Annotated in this window: 12 protein-coding genes; 3 read left to right on the plus strand and 9 right to left on the minus strand. The window is 48.1% G+C overall.

Going from position 1 to position 22691, the window contains the following annotated elements; genetic code table 11:
- Window positions 1-7: 7 nt before the first annotated feature.
- From SPK40_RS17745 to SPK40_RS17785, 9 genes are all read right to left on the minus strand, one after another.
- Window positions 8-1285: an MFS transporter gene (locus tag SPK40_RS17745; protein ID WP_330961395.1), complete on the minus strand. Its 1278-nt coding sequence runs from the start codon at window positions 1283-1285 to the stop codon at window positions 8-10.
- On the minus strand, window positions 1278-3011 hold the full coding sequence (locus tag SPK40_RS17750) for a non-ribosomal peptide synthetase (RefSeq protein ID WP_330961396.1): 1734 nt from the start codon (window positions 3009-3011) through the stop codon (window positions 1278-1280). Before SPK40_RS17750 ends, SPK40_RS17745 begins: the two co-directional genes overlap by 8 nt.
- Before the next feature lie 27 nt (window positions 3012-3038).
- Complete coding sequence (locus SPK40_RS17755; RefSeq protein ID WP_330961397.1) at window positions 3039-6095, minus strand: amino acid adenylation domain-containing protein; 3057 nt, start codon at window positions 6093-6095, stop codon at window positions 3039-3041.
- Between the two features lie 2 nt (window positions 6096-6097).
- Window positions 6098-10420 carry an amino acid adenylation domain-containing protein gene (locus SPK40_RS17760; protein WP_330961398.1) on the minus strand — a complete coding sequence of 1441 codons (4323 nt, stop codon included), beginning with the start codon at window positions 10418-10420 and terminating at the stop codon, window positions 6098-6100.
- Entirely contained in the window at window positions 10413-12155 is a 1743-nt protein-coding gene (locus tag SPK40_RS17765; RefSeq protein WP_330961399.1) for a non-ribosomal peptide synthetase, read from the minus strand. Before SPK40_RS17765 ends, SPK40_RS17760 begins: the two co-directional genes overlap by 8 nt.
- 45 nt (window positions 12156-12200) lie before the next feature.
- Entirely contained in the window at window positions 12201-13283 is a 1083-nt protein-coding gene (locus SPK40_RS17770; protein ID WP_330961400.1) for a hypothetical protein, read from the minus strand.
- Between the two features lie 135 nt (window positions 13284-13418).
- On the minus strand, window positions 13419-14981 hold the full coding sequence (locus tag SPK40_RS17775) for an NAD(P)-binding domain-containing protein (protein WP_330961401.1): 1563 nt from the start codon (window positions 14979-14981) through the stop codon (window positions 13419-13421).
- Window positions 14982-14992: 11 nt separating this feature from the next.
- Entirely contained in the window at window positions 14993-16021 is a 1029-nt protein-coding gene (locus tag SPK40_RS17780) for a TauD/TfdA family dioxygenase (protein WP_248144494.1), read from the minus strand.
- A 19-nt stretch (window positions 16022-16040) separates the two neighbouring features.
- A complete protein-coding gene (locus tag SPK40_RS17785; RefSeq protein WP_330961402.1) occupies window positions 16041-17639 on the minus strand; it encodes an MBL fold metallo-hydrolase in 1599 nt (532 codons plus the stop codon).
- Window positions 17640-18358: 719 nt separating this feature from the next.
- On the opposite strand from SPK40_RS17785, the gene SPK40_RS17790 reads away from it, so the two are divergent.
- From SPK40_RS17790 to SPK40_RS17800, 3 genes are all read left to right on the plus strand, one after another.
- Window positions 18359-19156, plus strand: coding sequence for a glycosyltransferase family 2 protein (locus tag SPK40_RS17790; protein WP_248144496.1), 798 nt, complete (start codon window positions 18359-18361; stop codon window positions 19154-19156).
- A gap of 230 nt (window positions 19157-19386) precedes the next feature.
- Window positions 19387-21603 carry a Gfo/Idh/MocA family oxidoreductase gene (locus tag SPK40_RS17795; RefSeq protein WP_330961403.1) on the plus strand — a complete coding sequence of 739 codons (2217 nt, stop codon included), beginning with the start codon at window positions 19387-19389 and terminating at the stop codon, window positions 21601-21603.
- Window positions 21600-22661: a glycosyltransferase family 4 protein gene (locus SPK40_RS17800; RefSeq protein ID WP_330961404.1), complete on the plus strand. Its 1062-nt coding sequence runs from the start codon at window positions 21600-21602 to the stop codon at window positions 22659-22661. The genes SPK40_RS17795 and SPK40_RS17800 overlap by 4 nt, the downstream gene beginning before the upstream one ends.
- The last annotated feature ends 30 nt before the right edge of the window (window positions 22662-22691 follow it).

The following is a 22691-nucleotide window of genomic DNA, read 5'->3' on the forward strand; positions in this document are numbered from 1 at the left end:
AATAGACTCAGGCAATTGCTTCATCATTTTGGACGGATTCATCCTTTTTGACCTTGAAGAACTGCCGGTAATTACGGCTCAGCATGAATGAAACGGCAATCAGCGTCAGTGCAATACCCGAGCCGGTAATATAATCCGCCAGACGGTCCTGCGCTAAATCAACCAGTACACCGCCCAGCGCCATACCGATCGGAGTAAAGACGCCCATCACCATGCCCAGCAATCCAAAGACCCGGCCGTGGTATTTTGATTCGACGTTACTCTGAATAATCACTTCTGCACGAATGGAGAAAATAACGGCTGTCGCGGTTTCCATTAAAATGCAGACAAAGACCAGCCAGGGACTCCCGGAAAGTCCCATGAATAATCGGGATAAACCGGTGCCGACCAGAAATGCTGGAATCAATACCGGGGCAATGCGCTCCGGGATTTTGATCAGGCCACTCAGAGAGCTGCCCAATACGGCCCCGACGGACAGCGCGGCGAACATAATCCCGAACCAGTAAGTGCTCAGACCCAGAGAGTTTTCAACAAAGAACGGTAAAAAGGTCATTAAAGGCGCCAGAAATAAATCCATCAGACCCAGCGCGATAATCACAGCTAACAAACCCGGCACTTTGGCGGCAATCGAGAAACCTTCTTTGATTTGTGCCCCAAGGCCCTGCTTACCTTGCACTTCATCCGCAGCGTGTTCCGGTGACGCAACTTTAATCCTTGATTCAGAAGCGGCTGAAGACAAATACGTAATCCCGTTGATAAAGAACAGCATTGCCGGACCCAGCAAGGTATAAAGAAATCCGGCACAAGACTGGCCCAAGACCTCACTGATATTCTTTAACGTTCTGAACAGCGAATTGGCTTTCAGTAACTGGCTTTTATCCACCAGCATCGGCATCATTGCCCGGCTGGCCGGGTTAAAAAAGCACATCACAATGTTAAGCGTGATTCCAGCCAGGATGACAGACGGGACAACCAGGAAATCTATGTCGAGGAAGAGCGCAAAAGCCAGACTCAACACCGCCAGCGCTGAAATGACATCACACCATACAATGATGTTTTTTCTGTTATAGCGATCTGCAAAGGCGCCGCCGAGCGTCCCAAAGATCAGATAAGGAATGGCTGACAGTGCCAGTGTTATTCCGACCATCACGCCGGATTCCGTATGATGTTTTACAACCAGAGATTCGGCAATAAAGTAACACTGTGCACCGAAGACACTGACAAACATTCCCTGTACCAGCAAAAAGAAGTTTTTATTCTTGCTGATTCCATTTTCGTTATTCATTTATTTCCTTAGACTTATCTTTTATTAAGTTCTCAATATAGGATATTTGATCCTGAAGCGTTAACTTTTCCAGCAGCTGTGACAGGTCAATACTGATATCAAAAGCTTTTGTTATTTCCATTATTAAATCGATAAACAGGAGAGAATTCCCGCCAATATCAAAAAAATTGTCTGTCAGCTCGCAAGATTGAACATTTAATATTTTTTTCCAGTACTGCGTCACGACGTTTTCAACCCGAAAATCAGTCGTATCCATTTGTTTGGCCTGCTGTGAAAATATATCTGCTATCTGATGATAATCTTTCTTGCCATTTTGGCTGATTGGCAAAGTTTCCGATAATTGAATGACCGAAGGTATCATATAATCCGGAATCTTCTCAGACAGAGCATGGCGAATTGATGCCACAGTTCGATCTGCCACACAAAGTGCTTTTAACCGCTCTTCATGGAAAATAACCGCGGATTGCGAAACGCCTTGTACCTGATTCATGGCCGTTTCAACTTCAATCAGATTGACCCGGTTTCCGGCCACCTTGACTGTACGCTCTTTCCGGCCGGCAAAGACCAGCTCACCTGCTGAATTCACATATCCCAGATCACCCGTGCAGTAATATGGCGCATTAGTGTCGGGATGACGCAGGAACTTCAGACATGTTTCAGGCTCTCTGCCTAAATAACCGTTTCCGACACTGATACCCGTAATACAAATTTCTCCGGTATATCGCCCGGCGGCATCCGGAGCTGCGTCGCGGATGAACACATGAGTATTGGCAATAGCACGGCCGATAGGCGGCGGTTCCGAACCCGCATGATGCGTGACATCCAATGCGGCGACACCAATCGTACACTCGCATGGACCGTATTCATTCACCACCCTGACAGCCGGGAACTGACGCCTGTGCTCCGCCAGTACCTCTGCCGTGACCTCTTCCCCTGCCAGTGTAATTGTATCCAGTGAATGCGCTACATCACCGGAAAAGCACAACAGTCGCTTATACAGGCTCGGAACAATGGCAAAAGACGTGATGGGATACCGGCCGATCACATCGATGATATAGTCGCAGTTCGCACGCTTGTCTGCCGAAACCAGATACAAAGCACCGCCACAGCACAACATCGACAAAATGTCCGAGATAGCGCTGTCAAACGACAAGGGAGCAAACTGTAACTTCATACTCGCTGCATGAAACTGGTAATATGCCAGCTTCCAGGTGATGTAATTTTCAATCGATTCATGACGAATCACGACTGAATTCGGATGCCCTGTTGAGCCCGACGTCGAGACAACATAAGCTGCATCTTCTGGATTGATAAGTGCGTCCTGCCCCGGATTCGCATGCGCAAGATCTGCAGAAAGAGCGATCACCGGATAGTGTCTGGCATAACAGCATGTGCTGTCGGTATGGACGATGATCTTCGGCTGCACATCAGCCAGAATCCGATGATTGCGCTCAGGCGGCGCATCAAAATTCAATGGGTGGTAGACCGCTCCGGCCTTGATCACGCCAAGCATCACCGCCACAGCATCTGCTGATTTGGGCAGACAAACACTGACAATCTCTCCCGGACAAACCCCTTGCCGGGATAAGAGATCCCGGACAGCATTTGCCCGGTACTCTAATTCACGATATGACATCACCCCGCTATCCGTATAAATTGCAGGATGTTCACTGAGAAAACTTGGCGAGCTGCGATAGAGCTCTAGCACACTTTTAAAAACAGACATTCGCAAATCCTAAACAGTCTGGTGAAATCACTCATGCGAAGAAGCATTCCGGCCAGAGAACATGAAATTGCCAGATAATGCTGAAAAACTGGTTTCAGGTTCCTCCAGGAAGCATGCAGCGATCTGTTCGAACCGGTCTGATATTTCTGAAATTTTGCCTTCTGAGTACACATCTCTGGCAAACACTAAATTCAAATCAATATCGTCGTTCTCAAGCTCAAAAATAAAACTCAAATCAAACAGATTTGTTTCGACCTCCAGAGGCAGCTTCTTCCATTGGATTGAGGTCTCTTCATGGAACGGTTCAAATTCGGTTTCAACCACAGTGACCCAGTACTGAATGGCAGCGGACGGAAATTCAGAAACCAGCTCAATATACGAAATGCAATCGTGCCTTGCGGATTCGATCAGACTCCGTTCACATGCACTGACCACATGACTCAGGGAGCTTTGTTCAGTGATCACGTTATTCAGCAAGAATGTCTCAGCGTACAAGCCAATCTGATCAAGCCGCGCCTTCTGTTCGCGATTTGCCCGGACCGTTCCTAAACGAACCTGCTCACTGGTGCTATAACTCCGGATTACTAATTGCACCAGAGATGCCAGCACCACGAACAAGGTCTGTTTGTTGTCCAACGCAAACTGCCGCAGTGACGCAGCTAACCTGGCGTCAAGTTTCCGGGAACTCTGACCGCCATGGCCGCTTGGGACCGAATTTCGCTCGGCACAGACAGGCACCGTTGCCACGGCGTCATGGTTTAAGATCTGACGCCAATAGAGCCAGGCAGCCTCTCTTTCCGTATCCGTGACTACCTTCGGCTGATAGATACCCGCAACAGGCAACGCTTCCTCAGCCGCTGCAGACGCGTCTCCATGACAATAACCAAGGTAAATTGACTCCAGTTCCTTCAGGAAGACATCGTGTGACCAGCCGTCGTAGACAGTGTGATGCACTTTCAGCACCAGGAAAATCTCGTCGCCAGCGTCAAACACATCAACTGCAGAGAAAGTGCCATGTTCAATATCAAGCGGTTGTCTCAGAGCTTCTTCGACTCGCTGCTGCACAATTTCAGCAGGCTCAGCAGACAGATCGTGCTGCCGGATCATTTTCTCCGCATCTCCGACCTCGAGGAGGATCTGTTCCCCCTCAAGCCGTAAGGACGTTCTCAATGATTCATGCTTGTTTAACAGAGCCGTCAGGGTTTTCAGCAGAAGCGCACAATCGATATTGCCGTAGATCTGATAGGCGTAGCTGAGGTCATAAATATCGGTCCGTTCGCTGCTCAAGCTGGCAAACCAGATGCTTGCCTGCGTATGGGTCGCTTTTGTCTTTCCGGTTTGCGCATTCACCGCCGTTGTTTCCTCAGTAACGGAAACAACGGGAACCATTTTCTCCGCCACCTTAGCTAAGGTACGCAGTTCTAAAATGTCTGAAAACTTCAGCGCATAACCGGCAAGTTCCGCAACCAGCCGAATGGCCAGTACGCTGGTACCGCCCAGCAGAAAGAAATCATCCTCCTGACCGACGGTTTCAATCTTCAGCAGAGTCTTCCAGTATTCCGCCAATATGGCTTCGTGTTCTGTCAGCACTTCCGGACTGCGGGCAGACTGATTCTTCAGCGATTCAGTCGCCTGCTCTTTGAGCAGGTTCCTGTCTATCTTGCCGTTCTGATTTTTAGGCAAACGGTCCGTCAGCTTGATATGAGCGGGGATCATATATCCGGGCAATGCTGCTTTTAATGAGGCCAGCAGACAGGTTTCATTCACGTCTGAACCCGGCAACGATGCAACATAGGCGTACAGCAGTTTAGACTGCGCTAGCTCAACGACAACCACACAGCACGATTCCACACCCTGCTGCCGGAGAACGGTATTTTCAATTTCACCGATTTCGACCCGATAACCCTGTATCTTGATCTGCCTGTCCTTGCGCCCATAGAAATCGAGTTCACCATCCGGCCGTCTTTTGACCAGATCACCCGTCAGATAAATCACGCCAGCCTGATGATCCTGAACAAATTTCTCTTTCGTCAGTGTTTCCCGGTTCAAATAGCCGTATCCGACCCCAATCCCCGAGATCCCCAGTTCAAATACATCCCCCTCGCTCCCGGCAACGTCGTAAAGATGAAAATGCATGTTGGCAATCGGATGACCGACCGTGGGCACCGCCGGACCATTTTTCGCACATGGCACAATGGACTGAAAAATGGCACATTCGGTGGGACCATACACGTAGTACAGCGCCTTACCGTCTGCCCACTGCGCCACAATCTTTTCGCCAAACATTTCTCCGCCGGTCACCACCGTTTTAATGGTTGGAAATTGCCCGGGCAGCAAATGGGTTAAGAAGGTCGACATGAAAAAGGCTGTATCCACCGCTTGGTCATGAATCAAGGTTTGGAGGGCATCCAAATCATAACGCTGCGCGTTGGTCGCAATCACAAGGGTGCTGCCACTCAGCAGTGACGTGAAAATCTCCCATACCGAAACATCAAATCCAATCGAGGAGAACTGCAGGATTTTACTGCCGCTCGCTATCCCCATTTCAGCAATCGACTGCTCAATCACATTCAGTAATGCCTGATGAGAGATAATGGCGCCTTTGGGACGGCCGGTACTGCCTGAGGTGTAAATGGCATAACAGCTTGAACGGTCTGTTGTGGCTTTGCCCGGCAGAGATGTGTCTTTTCCCTCTGTTGCCTCATCAAGACAGTCAAAGGGTATCTGGCTATCAATATTGGCTGCCAGACGTTTTTCCGTCAGTACACAGGCATGCGCCACATCATCCAGAATCTGATTCAGCCTGAGCGGCGGCGTATTGGCGTCCACCGGGATAAATGCCCGGCCCGATTGAATCACAGCCAGGATTGCAGCGATCAGTTCAATGCCTTTATCCAGATACAGATAGACATAATCACTGCCGGGGGAACAACGATGAAGCCGTTGTTGATACTCTTCTGCCAGGGCATACAATTCGGCGTACGTCACCGCCTGATCCTGGTAGATGACCGCTGTTTTCTGACAATGCCTGGCCGCAATGCTTTCCAGAGACTGAAGTAAACGACATTGATTAACTGAGTACATAACTACACCGCGACCTGATTAGAACTAACGATTTCATGAAGCTTCCGGGAAAACACCGCAATGAAATGTGCGATGCTTTCTTCGCGATACAGTGAGGTATCAAACAAAACATCCAACACGATATCGTCCTGTTCAAAATTGATATAGAACCAAAAGTCATTTTGGGAAAACACCCGTTCCGGGGTAAACGACTGTTTCATCGTATGTTTTGAGCCCGGTATTTCGGGTATATCCAGCGACTCTAACGTCAGACCGACATCAAACAGCGGAAAGCGCCCCTTGGGCCACTTGATTCCTTTATCCGAGATCATCCGTTCGAACGGATACGCGCCATAGGCCATGCTGTCAGCCAGAGTTTCAGAAACAGCGTGAATGACTTGATCCGTCGCTGTATGAGCCGCGATATCCATCGCGACCGGGATCGGATTTAAAAAACAGCCGACTTCCTCGCTGCTGAGCAAGCGGCGGATGTTATATGGAAAGCCAAACGACACCCGGGAGGACTGGGTGATGTCGCTTAACATCAAAACCAGAGCCGATGAGAGCACGGTAAATTCAGTGGTCCGGTAGCGCCGGGCAGCAGAAGCGACCTCGCGTCTGAAGCCGGACAAGACATGATGACAGACACAGCCCGCCCCGGTTTTTTGTTCTCTGGGAAAGTCTGCAGGCAAGTTCAGCTGGTAAGCTTCTCCCCCTGCCGGACTCTGGGCCCAGTACTGCTCGGCCTCCCGGAGATACGTTGCATCAATTGCATGTTGTTCGCCGTGTGTCTCTGAATCACTGCGTTCCTCTGCACCTGCAGCAAAAGAATGCCTTTCGATATCCGCCATGATCCTGTCAATACTGAAAACATCCGCGATAGCATGATGAATCAGCATGACGAAATATCGTTCTGTACCATGGTGCAATAAATAAAACTGAAACAGCTGGGTTGTCAGAGATAGACTGCTTTTGAATATTCGGTTGAGCGCTTCTTCCAGCGAACCGTCCTGAATTTCCAGTTCCTGATAAACCTGGTCGATATCAACAGTCACAGGCTTGCTGGTGATCCTTCCTTTTTCAAACAGGAATGCAGAAGACAGAACGTCATGCTGACGGATAACCGCCTGACAAGCCTGACGCAGGTGAGCCACAGGAAATTCTCTATTGAGCTTCCAGTAATCCAGAATGTTAAAGATTGATTTGTCCTGCTGGAGTAGGCTCGTCACCAGATAGCGGCAAGCCGAAGCGGAAGCGCTCCAGACATCACTGACAGTTGAGTGCGCCTGACGGCCCTTTGTTGCCGTCTCGTAAAGTGACAACCATTCCTTGAAAGTTGAACGCGTCATCAACGCTTTCAGTGGAATTGGATTGGCCAGCGACTCATTCAGATCTTTTGACAGCTGAATGAAATCCAGACTGGATGCCCCCAGCTCATAAAGACTGGTAGTCTCGCAGATTTCCACATTGCCCAGCGTTTTACGCCAGATTTGCTGAAGCTGCTCTGCTGGCAAGAATGCCGCCGTTTGCTCCAGCGAGCTCAGATAATCCTGTGCAATGCGTTTTAAGGCTTTTCTGTCAACTTTTCCGTTCACCGACAACGGAATCTCGGCAACATCAAGATAATGCGCAGGAACCATTCGGGCAGGCAGAAATGTCAGTAACCGCTCACGATTTAATAATCCGGTGTTCGTCCCATGCTCATACAGACACAGCAACGTCCCAATATTATCGTCCCCTTCGACATGAACCAGATGAAAGCGGTTCACGGACAGTGTTTCGGCAACAACCCGCTCGACTTCTTCTAATTCAACGCCCGCCCCGGCTATTTTCACGAAGTTATCTACCCGTCCGACAAAGCGCAGTTCACCTGTCGCATTCCTGGACGCCAGATCGCCAGTCCGATACATTCTTTGTCCGTGAATCGGATGGGCGACAAATTTCTCTTCCGTGACCGCCGGATTTCTCAGATAGCCTTGTGCGAGGCCCGGACCGCTGACACAAATTTCGCCGACTTCATTGTCAAAGCAAAGCCCCCACTTCGGATGAATAATATCAACCAGATGGTGAGCAATGCCTTTGCCAATCAGTACCTCATCATCTTCAGGACCAAACTGATAGACGGTACTCCAAACTGACGTTTCAGCCGGACCGTATTCGTTATAAACCTCGGTCTCCGGCAGACTCGCCTGGTGATGATGAATTAAAGACATGCTGAGAGTATCGCCGCATAAAACGACCTGTCTGACCCCTTTCAGGCTGTCGGAGTGGCTTTCTAACAAGGCTGAATAAATCGCAGGCACCATCATGAAATGAGTGACCCGATGGCTTTTGATCAACCGGGCTAATGCAGCCACATCATTTCTGTCACTGTCGCGAAACAGCACCAGCGACGCGCCGGACAGTAAGGTAGAAAAGTAGTCGTTCACTGCGGAGTCATAAAACACGGATGGATACTGAAGAATGACATCACTGGCATCCAGACCGTAGTAATGCTGACGGTAGAGCACGGTATGGGTTATGCCCTGATGAGGAACCACCACACCTTTCGGCAACCCCGTTGAGCCCGACGTAAAAATTGTATACGCAATGTCATCCGGAGAGTACGCCAGCGCCAGATTCTCAGAACTTTCATCAGACTCAAACAACGCCCGATCCGTGACAACTCCTTCAGAGCGAAGTCCATCCAGCATCCCTTCAAACACCGGGCTCGTTATCACCAGATCCGGCTGCGTGAGTTCAAGCTGGTTGCGCAGCCGCACCTCCCCATCATACGGAGACAACGGTACATACTGGGCACGGGTTTTGAGGATACCGATAATGATCGGCAGCAACAGAGCACTGCGTTCCATCAGAATACAGATGGTTGCCTGTGGCCGAATCTCAAAGGCGTTGATGAGTGTTCTCGCAATTGTATTTGCTTTTTGATTCAACCAGTCAAACGTATAGATTTCCTGCTCAAACCGGATTGCCGGGCATTGGCTGTGTTCTTGTACGACTTTTTCAAATTCACGGATCAGATGACTGGGCTGGCTGTGAAATGACAGCTGTTCTTCCGTCTTTTGATAAACGTCATCATTTATTTGACTGATCGCGACATTTACATCCGGGTGTGACAGTGTTTTTTCAATCAGCTGTTGTAAGGCCAGACACATTCCATGGAACGTTGATTCATGCTGGTAGTGGTCAGCCCGCCCCATCACTTTGATATTCAATGAGGAAGACGTTCGGCAAGCCGAAATCACCAACGGAAAATCAATTTTCTCATTGAAAGAGCTCAGATATTCCAGTACTCCGTGTGCCCCGGCACTTTCCGTAAATTCCAGCAGTGCAGAAGCCCGTGTCACATCGACGCCGGACTCAACAATCAGATCGTACAGTGAAGCCTTTCCGTTGATCAGCCCTTCATAGAAATCATCCTGAATCTGAACAAGGAGATCACCGAAATGCTGCTCAGGCTTCACATGACAACACACGGGCAAATAACTTGAATATAATCCGACATCTGTGGACGCGTTCCAGTAACCGCGCTGGTCCAGACTTGTATTCAGAATAAATTTCTCTTGATCAAAATGTCTGGCAATAAAAATCTCGCTAAGCGCCAGCATCAAAATAAAAGGCGTGACTTCAGCAGATTCAACAACATGGTTAAACCGATTCAGTGCCGGCTCCCCAAGCTGAAACGCATAGGAAAAAGCAGCATCGTCAGCCCGATCGATCTGTTTTTCGAGATTGACCAAAGCCACGTCTGACTGATAGTCCGTCAACCGGTTCCGCCAGTAACTGAGCTGTGACGCTCTCTCTTCGCTGTCATGCCAGGCAATAACTTCATCAGTGTAGGCCTGGTAAGACGCCAGATCAGCCGATGCTGTGGACGGTTCAAGTTTGCCTGCCAGCTCTTTTTCCAGCCGCGCCTCAATCCATGCCAGTGTGTGCGCATCACAGACAATATGATGAATGGACAGGATAAACTGACAGCAGTTTTCCCCGGGACTGACCGATACTTTGACCAGCTCGCCCTGCTCTAGATCTGCGCGGGTAAACTGGTGTGATGACAGCACGTCATTGTCTTGGTTCTGCTGAACCGAAGGCGTATACCCATGGGCAAAACACACTTCCACAACATCCTTTGTGCATCTGAATCGTGCACCCAGCACAGGCAAATCAGAGATGACCTTCTGAATGGATTTGCTCAGCTGTTCCACGGCGCAATTACGCACCTGATAACGCTGGCTGATTTTGTACAAATCACACTTCGCGGCATTCTCCAGAAACATTTTGTACAGCACAGCCTGCTGAGGATGTGCCTGCTGCCATGGTGTGTACGAACCGTAAACGTTATGCATCTGATACTGCTCCATCCATCAGATCTTTTAACGACTGCTTCGATGTAAGGAGGTCTCTGATATTGATATCGATGCCGAATTGCTTCTTCATCTCGGATCTCAATTTCAGGGCCACTAAACTGGAACCCCCTAACTCCCTGAACGATTTCGAATGGTCAAAGTGATCAATACCCAGAATGGTTTTAACCGATTGTTCCCGGGGATCATCATGAGACAGAGGAGCAGCCTCTTTTTGCTCAGTCAAAAAATGGACGTAAGTCGTGGTCATCTCTTTGAGCGCCACTTTTCCATTTTCATTGTAAGTAAAGTGCTCCAGCTGAATGGCCTTATGCCTGACAGAAGAAGGCACGGCATTTGTAAACACGGGAACCTGCCCTGCTTCTGCCGAATCAGCAAGAATATAAAACACGAGTAAGTCAGTATTTAAAATTGCCTTTACATCATCTGAAAGACTGGTGATACGGACACTGCCCACAACATAATTGGTCTTTAATATTTGATTTTCGATTTCCGAAAGACTGAGTCTGACGCCGGATATCTTGACCTGATCGTCCCGTCGCCCTTCGAAAACAATGTCACCATTGGAATCAATATATCCGAAATCGCCAGACTGATAGGCCACAGCTCCTGAGTCACAGGCGATAAAGCTGCTGTTATCATGATTCAGATACCGGCACATACCTATCCCGCGAATATAAATTTCACCGACCTCGCCGTCTGGCATGGGCTGCATATGCTCATCGAGAATTTCAATGACAGTGCCGCTGAAAGGTTGGCCAATCGGTAAGCTTTTCAGGTTGTGATAATTTTCCTGATCGATGACATAGTGAGTCGCAAGCATGGTTGTTTCAGTCGGACCATAAATATTCGCGACAACATCAGCATCAAAACAGGACAGAGTCTGCGCCAGCACATCTTTCGTTAAAACATCGCCGCCCAGAAACAGATACTTCAGTTTCACCTTTTCTTCAAAATCGGAAAACTCACACAGCGCCTGAATAAACGAAGGCACCTGATTAATAAAGTTGACGCTGTATTGCTTAATGGTATTCAGATAACCGGAGATTTCATTCAGGTGTACCTGCGGCGGGGTGATGAGAGTGCCACCACAATATAGGGTGGAGAGCGTTACAAAAAGAGAGATATCGAATGAAACGCTGCAACACCAGAGTGCATTCAGGTGATGGTCGAAACCCAAATCTCTGGTCGTATTGGCAATACGCTGGCTGATGTTTTCAGCACTGACAAAAACAGGCTTTTTCTTACCCGTACTGCCGGAGGTGAAATAAAGAAATCCGCCCGATTCAGGTAAATCGTCCGCATCTGAGTCCAGAACAGGCTGAGCAAATGCAGTGCTCTCAAGTGTGATTCCCAGATCAGATGCCACCAATGGTTCTGAAAAAGAAAGACCAGAATCATTCATCAAGGCTTTCTGAGTATCCGCGTTGAAATTGGTTACCTCAATCGGATAAACGACAGCTCGCGTCTTTAACAGCGCCAGCATACAGATCAGGCTGTCATTTGTCCGGCCGGCAACGAGCGGTACAATATCTCCCGCCCGGATCCCTTTATCGCTGATCAGCAGAGACGCCAGCTGATCAGATTGCGCTTCTAGCAGAGCATAAGAGACAGACCCTAAATCACCATTTAAAGCTAGCTTATCTGGTGTTCTTTCCGCATTGTCTTTGAGCTTTTCAAGGACAGTACCGAACTGTGACAGTGAATTACATTCCATTGTGCTACCTTCAAAATCCAATTTAAGGTCTGATTTTCCCGCGTATTAACTAATACATGGACAGCCTGCTGATTTCACACGTCTCAGCGACTTTTTCTCTTTCACTTCACCGGCAATCATGACTTCGTCTGACGTATAGACGACAGTGTCCGGACAAATAATATCGATGTGATATTGGGTCCACGGCGTTAAGCCCAGCCCCCAGTGGACAGTGCCATTGCTGCCGCCATAACATTCATTGGGTGAACGGTTTCCTTTCTGGAAATCGATATCCTGATTGGTCCCGAAGCCAATCTCCCAAATGATTCTGTAGCGCGAGTCGATATCAAATAACTTCTCTAACATCACAATCGCGGGATGATTTTCGATGTCACTACGTAGTGAAGTAATCACGCCATGCTCGACGGTTGCAATAACCGGCACTTCATACAGTGGTTCTAATGCATCGAAAATTTTATTCTGGTCTTCTCTTAAAAAAGACACAGAGCCACTGTTCACAATGGGATACCCGCGCAAAGCAATTTCGCCCTGAATATTTAACCGTTTTTCAGCATTGTAGTTTCCGTGAAACAGCGGCAATACGCTGATTTCACCAGAGGGCACAAATTGCTGCTCTCCCCAGCTGAGACGGCCCAATTGCTCAAACCAGCAATATTCGTCACTGTCGTGAAGAAAAACGGCTTCGCAACCATTCTTTTTATCAACAAACTGGATATGGTCGGATTCTTCGATATGGTCAAAGAAATAATCCGCCCAAGCTTTTTGAGCATCAGGATCAGTCAATTCCATCTTCTCTAAGAAATAACTTATATCGTCCAAGAATATTTCTGTAGAGTTACATGGCATTGAAATAATCTTACACTTCTCTGCAATTTTCTCTGCCGGTGGCGAAGAGAATAAGACATGAGGAGAAATGACAAGGAAATGGGTTTGATGAGCTAATTTTTGATTATCCAGAATGTCATGAAAGCTTTCTGGTGTATCACAAGCAATTATTTTTGTTGATAGATAGTCATTCTCCGTTGATATTTCGAACTTGTCAGAGAATTCACTATTCGTCAGCAGGACAAAATCACAGTTTTCAGATTCACCCAACTGCTTATATTTTTCTGGTCTTATTACAATCATAAGTCCTCCATATGGTCCCCACAGATGTGGGGACCATACCGGTTTTAGCCGATCAGGTTGCCTAAGTACTGGCCATTCTTGTTACGGCTGATTTTCGCTTTTTTCTGTACGTTTGACTTTTTCATGATATTTTCCTTATGAACAATAGTTATCTAACGTTTCATGTCTCTCACCTTGAGACATGTTTTTCCTTTCCAATGGCAAAACCATTTTCAAGAAACTTTGAAAAGGAGTCGTATACATTTCCTTATCCCATTCATTCTGCAAGTCTTCAGGGATATGGTACTCCTCTACGATGACACCATCCTGGTAGACCCGGAACACAGGATGGATAAATGTACTGTTGTCGCCATCATCCGGCATCCGGATAACATTAAATGGATCGGGATGCTCCTTCTTACCGTATTCAAATGTGAATCGGATATGGCTTGATTTCTGATATATCTTTTCAATGAGATCAACTGGTATATCGACAACATATTCAACATTGCCATCATTGATAAGCAGCACATCGCTAATAAATCCAGGCTGCTGATATAGCGAAGAGTTACTATGAATCCGGTACATGATTTTTTCATAGACAGATTCAAATGAATGTAATCTCTCACGGTGAAACGCATCTTTGCCTTGCTTCATTTTTAAGATTTCAGCTAATGCTTTCACGTTGTACCTGAATCCATGTATGAAACCAGAAAACGACTGCTTATAATCACGCATATGCATGATCGTTCCGGCGAAATACATCCCCTCAACATTGGTAGATTCCCAGAATTCTGTCATTCTCGGATATTTCTTATTCTCTGTAATCTGAGGGACTGCAGCACCTTGAAACATACTGTCGTCAAAAGAGAAACCGATGCAAGAAATAATCTCATCAACAACAATCTGCCAGTGCTGTCCATTCGCGTGAGTATAAGAAAAATCAACAATATACTTATCATTGTCTTTGGTAATTTTTGTCACTTCAGCATCAAGGATGGTGTTCTGCGACTTTAACTGATAGGTATCTAATATATTGTTATTCACTGCTCTCAAATGCCCGACATAATGTGTTTTCCAGGCCAGCTTCACTGGTGTCGGGCTTAACAGATGGATGACAGATGCAGTTTCAACCAAATTATCAGCCGTTTCGAAAGCAGAGTTGCCCTTTCCTAAGATCAAAACAGATTTGTTTTTATAATCATCAGGATTAATTGAGGCTTTCGTGTAAGTTTTTACATATTCACTGCCAGGAAAACAAGGCTTATTTTCTTTTGCCAATCCAGTCGCGATAATGAGTTTCTCACATGTGTAAACCTTACCGTCAGCATCCTTTAATGAAAAGTGTTCATCTTTATCAATGGATACAATATCGGCATTGTAAGTCACCTTCAGTCCAAACTTATCTTTAAAATCATTCAGATACTGAACTAAATCTTTCGCATCAGGAAAATATTTCTCAGAGTAATGTTTAAAAAGAAATCCTTCATCATTTAATAACGAATTCCAGTCCCAACGAAGATTGATTTCATCATCGTTATAACCTGTATAAACTTTATTAATAGAAATCAGCTTGCCATGCTTCGGTAACGTTTTAAATGCATTTCCGGAGCAATCCCCCTTTTCCAGAATCAAATAATCTTCACTTGATTTCTCGAGATAATAAGCGAGCTGTAATCCAGCAGGTCCAGCGCCAATAATGATATATTCATGATGCATAATCAAATTCCTTATACAATGCGTCTGTCGCACAGCTGGTTAAATTCTGAGGTTAAAGCACGCAGATCCCTGATGATATTAATTCTTTTTAACCATCGGCCATAATGATCATATTTCGCTGAAAACTGACGCCTGCCGTGCACAGCCCTTCTGTTATCAATCAGCATGATCTGTCCCTCAGTAAGACAGACATCAATCAGAGATTGGTTCACAACCGACTTGAATTTTTCAAGTGCCATTTCAGCGTCTTTATTTTCACCAAGCACTGCCATATAAGGTAGATCTGCTCGCATAAAAGGCCGCTCCCGATTCCCGTATAAAATTGAGATCGGTGTATCGACATACTTAGCTTCAGCACTCATATGGTACTTATGAATATCGATATCCCAGTGATCACTTTTATTTTCTTTGACGTGATGTGACGTATCCGGCGCAATACAAAAAGACTTGCTGAACAGAATATCAATTGTTTTCCCATCTAACTGACTGACAATTTCATCGACATGGCATAATGATGTCGCTGCTTGTTCCGTATTGCGATAACACATCAGCGAAACATAATCAGCAGGTGTTGGATGGAAAGCTTCTTCCGTATGCCAGTCCAGTTCGGCTGAACTGCTTGACCCCAGCTGCTCATAAGCATCTGCTTTAATCGGCACCACATAGCGCATAAAGCGGCCATTTTCTTGCGTTGACCACCCAAAAATTTCGCCGAACAAGCAGGAGACTAATGAATGGATGACTTCATATGTAAACGTCTCAGAATGATGCCAGTTACAGTCCCATGTATTGGGTGTCTGAATATTTTCAATATCGATCGGAAGGCCATGAATTAAGAATGCTGCATAGCTGTGGGCCGTATTTTTGAAATCTAATACGTCCTCTCTCAAATTCCGGCTGAGTTCCATAGCATAGACCGCACAATCTCTGGCGAAACTGTCTGTTTCAACCGAATCATGTTTTTCTATCAACTGATGACAAGCATGATAGATGAACTCAAGGTCTTCAGTCGTTAACTGATATGTCTTATACTTTTCCATACGCATCGCTAACTTAATATCAAATTGAAATTTCTTCAGACCAATATAAAAGCTTAAGCGGCCTGTCTTCCAGAGACATTTTTTCCTCTAAGCGTTTATATTCCCTAACAATATAGTCATCGAAGGTTGCTGGCTTACCAATTAAATATTCCAGCCATGGTTCAAGGCCCATCGCATATACAAATACAGAATCAGGGTTGATCAATTGAATCAGTTGTTCAGTTTCATCACAGTCACAGCCAGTTAAGCGTCTGTTTTTTGCGTACTCCGGTTGATGACCTTGATTTAATACGGGCTCATACAGCCAGGTATATGGCGCACCTTCACACTCCATCCCGACAAACATCTTGCTCACTTTGAGCGAATTATCGAACAGATATTGATAAATTTCTGCCTGTATAAATTTCGAGTCCGATAATATAAGCAGCTGCTCAGAATCCGTTTCAATATAATAAGATGACTTCGCATCTACCCGAAGGTCACCATGCTCTCCCAGAAAAGGAAGGGTATGCAGTTGAAAAGTATTTCCCTGAATTTTCTCAAACGGATCCACTTCGATCACATTCCCGAAGCCGATTTGCTTGAGTATCTTGGCCAGTGACGGGTCTTCAATCATGTCACCAGAACTTTTAGGAACAATAATCTGCCCCACTTTATGTCTGATTTGCAGTAAGGTTTCGACATTAAAGTGATCCGCATGCCCATGAGTGATCACAACATAGTCAATATGCTCAGGTAAATCAGATAACGAATATGATGTTTTCCCATCTTTTTCAAAATATTCATTCTGAATCCAGGGGTCAATCAGCAGTGATTCAGACGAAGTCTCAATCAGCAAAGTCGCATGACCAAAATAACGAATCGTTTCATGGCTGGGTGCTGACGGTTCTTTGTGTTCACACTCTGAGGTGAACAATATTCTGAACTGCTGCTTCGCTTCGTCAGACAGATTCATTTCCCGGCAAAGCTTATTGAAATCGACCGGAGTTCGTCTCGCCTCAAAAATTTTATCCAGTATTTTTTCTTTAAAATCAACATCAATCAAAAACTGAGTTTCATGACAAGACAAACGTGGTGTATTAAACACTGGCGGACGTTTGGTGTGCTCCGTTTTTAATGTGAATAATACACTTTCACACTGGTCAAACACCCCATCAAATGCATTTTCAAAAAGACGGTATGCGCCGCTCTGATTCCGGGCATAGTAAAGCTCAGCCCTGCCTTTCAATTCGGATGGAATTTCCTGATAAAGAGGCTCTAAACTGTCACCTTTAAATTGTGAAACTAATTCATCAAGCTTTTCGACAGCAGAAAGTAGCTGTTCTTGTTGCGCTTCTTGCTGTTGGTTGCCATCCAGGTATTGTTCCACACTGAACACATCATCCATGGATAATCTGACCGTGCTCACTTTCCCACTGGAAATACCACTATGAAATTCAGGATATTTTAAAAATGATCTTAATTGCTTCCTGTTTTTCCTCATAAAAAAAGAACGAGCAACAGGAGAAAGCAAATAGTGCCATGCGTACCAATGTTCGACTAATGGCTCAATAAAGACATTATTTCTCAGATAAAGAAATGCCTCATCTTCCGTCTCACAACGACTTGATCCCTTCATAAGCCCAACTAACTCGTTTGATTTTATGGTTTTACTGGTTTCAGTATGGCAATGACCTGGTCAGTACAATCAACCAAAAACAGGTGGTAGTACTCAGCAAATAAATGCAACTACACTCAGTGCGCAACATGATTAAGCACATAATTTCACAAAGAGAATAATAAGTAACCTTCGATTAACAAAAAATATACTTTCATCACACTTCACCATCATTTGAGATCAAATTGCGATCATGATGATCCAAATTTCACCAGATCCGCAGATGTCTGTGCTCTCAGAGCAAGGTCAAATCGGGGAGAAATTATGAGAGAAGTGAAATCATGCATTGAATCAACTGCTTGCTTTTAAGCTTCAACCCGATTGCCCTTGATTCAGAGTGACAGCGACAGACTTCAGCCAAGACATAGGTCTGGAAAAGAATGAAAAGAGAGAAATCCCGAACACATGCCATTTACAAAAATTAAATAAAAATATCGGCTGATAAAATAAAAAATCCTTCTGTGAACCAGGTTCACTCTATGAGCATTTTAATGCCGCCATTCATTTGTTTGTCATTTGCATAATGGTAAATTTGTGCTCGTTAAAACCTCGCTCTGAAAGTCCCTGCCTGGCCGGTAAAGCCCGATAGCACCATGGTTGATCCCAATCAGCCAGCGGTTTGCTGCACCCGGAATTCAGAGCGTTAAAAATTATCACTTTCACCATAGATGCAGTTCAATATGGATATTTCGTTAATTGTGACCACCTATAACTGGCCGGAAGCTTTAAATAAAGTTCTGGAAAGTATTGAAAGACAGAGCCATCTGCCGCGGGAAGTCATCATTGCCGATGACGGCTCAGGTCAAGAGACCGCGGAAGTTGTCGCCTACTGGCAACAGAAACTGAGTATTCCTGTGATTCACAGCTGGCAGGAAGATGAAGGTTACCGGCTTTCAGCAAGCCGTAACAAAGCCATCGCCCGGGCCAATGGTGACTATCTGGTGATGATTGACGGAGATATGGTGCTGGATCGCCATTTTATCCGTGACCATACCCGGACCGCTCAGCCCGGCTATTTTATTCAGGGCTGGCGCGTCCGGCTGAATGAGCAGGGGAACTTCCATGTGTTTGAACATGGTGTGATCCCGCACTGCCGGATGAAAGGGATTCTGGATCTGAAAAACCGTTGCTACGGACTGCGTCTGCCCGTGCTTCGCTCCCTCAGCTACGGTTCTCCAACCTCAATTTCAGGCACGAAAGGCTGCAATATGGCCTTCTGGAAACAGGATGTGGTCGCCATTAACGGCTTCAACGAGGACTTCGTCGGCTGGGGTAAAGAAGACAACGAATTTGCCACCCGGATGATCAATCGCGGCATTCGCCGCAAGCGCCTGCGCTTTTCAGCTGTGGCCTTTCATCTCTACCATGATGAAAGTCCGCGGAATATGGTGGCCTGCAACCACGAAATTCTGATGCGCACCAAGCACCATCGCCTGGCATTCTGCCACAACGGTCTCTCCCGTTATCAGGCCAGCTAACCCTGACCCGCCGGTTCTTCAGCTTCCCGAGAAGAGCTGGCGACATCCGCATTTTCAGCGCATCAGCATCTCCCCGTTTATTACTTTTGTATGACTTTACCTGCAGCTTCACCTACCCCCTGCTTTCTGCTGACTATATTTAATAAGAACAGTGCGCACATGACATAAAAATACCAATAAGCACACTGCTTAGTGATTGATTCATGAGGGACAGCCATGAAGGAGCAGGTATGAACGCAAAAACAGACAGCAAAGTTATCTTGGTCGGGGCCGGTTTTATTTCCGATGTTCATGCCAGAGCCATTCACGCCTTACCGGGGATCACTATTGCCGCCATCGTGGACCCCGATCTGTCTGCAGCGCAGTCACTGGCCCGCCGCTATCAGGTACCGCACTGTTTCAGCCAGCTTGTTCAGGCACTGGCCGAAACCGACTTTGACGCCGCTCATGTACTGACCCCGCCGAATCTGCATTACGAGCTGGTCCGGAATCTGCTGACCCATGGCAAACACGTACTGGTCGAAAAGCCGCTGGCGGAAACCACAAAAGAGTGTGACGCCCTCATCCGTCTGGCCCGTCAAGAGGGGCTGACCCTGGCAGTCAACCAGAATTTTCTGTTTCACCCGGTCATTGAAGTGGCCAAGCGCCTGCTCGACAGCAACACGATTGGTCCGGTAACCTCCGTCACCCTGAATTACGAAATGCCGTTGCGTCAGCTGGACAGCGGGCAGTTCAGTCACTGGATGTTCCGCCAGCCCGTCAATCTGCTGCTGGAGCAGGCGGTACACCCCTTATCACAACTGCTGACCTTATTCGGTCCGCCCCAAGGCGTGCTGACCAGTCGGATCAGTCAGATGAAAGTCCTGAGCGGACAACAGCCCTGTATTCTCCGGCTGGATGCGATGGGCGATCTGAGCGTTCCTTTTCATTTTTCGTTTGCCATGGGCAATGATTTCCCAATCTGGCAGCTCCATATCACCGGAGAGGACGGCTCTCTGACACTGGATATCATTCGGCAACGCGTCCTGATCAACGGCCGCAGCCGCTTTCTGCCCGCACTGGATACCGCTGTGACCGCCTGTGCCCAGGCTGGCAGCCTGATCGCTCAGGGGATCCGACAACTGGCTGAATACGCCGGTGCAATCACCGGACTGCGGGCTTCCAGAGATCCATTCTTCCTGTCGATGCAGTCCAGCATCCGTGCATTTCATCAGGCACGGGAGTCACAGCAGCCACTCCCCCATGCTGCAGAATTTGGTCGCGAACTGGTCGAACTTTGCCACCAGCTTGCTGAGAAAAGCCTGGGTGCTGATGCTTTGCATCTCCCCCCGCCTTCAGACACAGAACGGACACCAGCCAGTCCGCCGACCGAACAGCCCTTCGATGTGCTGGTGATTGGCGGAACCGGCTTCATCGGACGCCATGTCGTCAGTCAGTTACTGGCTGAACGATACACCGTCGGTGTGATGGCAAGGCATCTTCAGTCCCTGCCGGCATTGTTCTACCAGCCGGACATTCAGCTGATTCAGGGCGATGTCTGTGATCCGGCAGCCGTGGAGCATGCCGTCAGCCGGGCCCGCTACGTGATCAATCTGGCCCACGGCGGCGGCAGTGGCGACTGGCAGGCCATTCACCATGCAATGGTCGACTCCGCCCGGACGATTGCCTGTGCCTGTCTGGCCCACGGCATTACCCGGCTGGTCCACGTCGGCTCCATTGCTTCCTTATACCTGGGGAGCGCCCGCACCGTCATTCACAGCGCCTCCCCCGTAGATCCCTGCGCGAGTCAGCGGGCAGATTACGCCCGGGCCAAAGCCATGGCAGATGAGCTGCTGATGCACGAAATGCCTGAGCTCGATGTGGTGGTGTTGCGCCCCGGCATCGTCGTCGGCGAAGGCGGCCTGATTCACCACACAGGCGTCGGTTTTTTCAATAACAGTCAGTACTTCATCGGCTGGAATCTGGGACACAATCCGCTGCCCTTCGTGCTGGCCGAAGATGTTGCCTCGGCCACTGTCGCGGCAATGACCAACCCGGCTGCACGGGGCAAGGCACTGAATCTGGTCGGTGATGTCAGGCCGTCCGCTCGGGAATATGTCACCATGCTCAGCAAAGGGCTGAACCGTCCTTACCGCTATGTCCCCCAGCTGACTTTCTGGCTGTATCTGCAGGAAATAGCCAAGTGGGCCATCAAGCGACTGGGGGGACGTCACATTAACCTGCCTTCCTTACGGGATCTGAAATCCCGGGCCATGAATGCCCGGTTTGACACCAGCGGTGAGAAACGCCTGCTGAACTGGCAACCGGTCAATGACTGGCATGTCTTTTACCAGCGTGCCGTTCTTGTACACCGCAGCGAGCCACCGGTGACACCGCCGCCCTCTGCAGCCAGACCAAACCAGATACACACGGAAGACAGCCCGTCTGAAAAGGCAACTGCGTTATGACGGTACTCCTGCATGTCTTTTCCACCTTTACCCTCGGCGGGCCGCAAATTCGCTTTGCTCAGCTCGTGAACGCCCTGCCGGGGCATCATCAGCATGTGGTGATTTCGCTGGATGGCCGACTGGATGCAGCTGCCCGGCTGGCAGCCCATGTTCACGTCACCTGCCTGACCCTGCCTGAGCTGAAATCCTTCAGTCTGCCGGAGCGGCTGACACGTATCCACCGGACACTCCGGGAATACCAGCCCGAAGTCCTGATGACTTACAACTGGGGCGCCATTGAGTGGGCCCTGTGTAACCGCTTTAGCCGACTGTGCCGCGGCGTACACTGGGAAGACGGTTTCAATCCGGATGAAGCCACCCGGCTGTATCCGCGGCGGAATCTGTTTCGCCGTCTGGCACTGGGAGGGCGCACCGAAGTTGTGGTTCCTTCTCATATTCTGATGCAGATCGCCAGCCAGCAATGGCGCATTCCCCCGGCCCGGCTGCATTATTTCCCCAACGGGATCGAGACTCCGGCGCACCTTGCCCCAGCATTTTCTGTGAAGCAGCCAACCCTGATCACGCTCGCCAGCCTGCGCAAAGAGAAAAACCTGCCGCGCCTGATCGATACGGTCGCAGCGCATGCGCCGGACAGCCGCCTGCTGATTGGCGGTGATGGTCCCTTGCTGACCGAGCTGGATAGCTATGTCTCAAAACACCATCTGAACCACCAGATCCGGCTGGCAGGCCGGATTGATGATGTCTGGGGCTTTCTAGCTCAGGGCGATATCTTCTGCCTGTCGTCCGATACGGAACAGATGCCGCTGTCAGTACTGGAAGCCATGGGTGCCGGTCTGCCGGTTCTGGCAACCGATGTCGGCGATGTCAAATCCATGCTTTCGGCCGCCAACCAGCCGTTTGTCGTTCAGCCCGCCTCCTATGGCCGTGCGATGACACAACTGCTTGCCGCACCCGACCAGTGGCAGCCCATTGGCCAGGCCAACCGGCTGAAGGTAAGGCAGGAATACAGCTTCCAGACCATGCTGAACAATTTTTGCCGTCTGATTTCCCCGCCCTGATGACTCGGCCACAACGTGCTATTTTTTAAA

It is taken from the genome of Photobacterium sp. 53610 (assembly GCF_036409375.1).
Taxonomy (GTDB): domain Bacteria; phylum Pseudomonadota; class Gammaproteobacteria; order Enterobacterales; family Vibrionaceae; genus Photobacterium.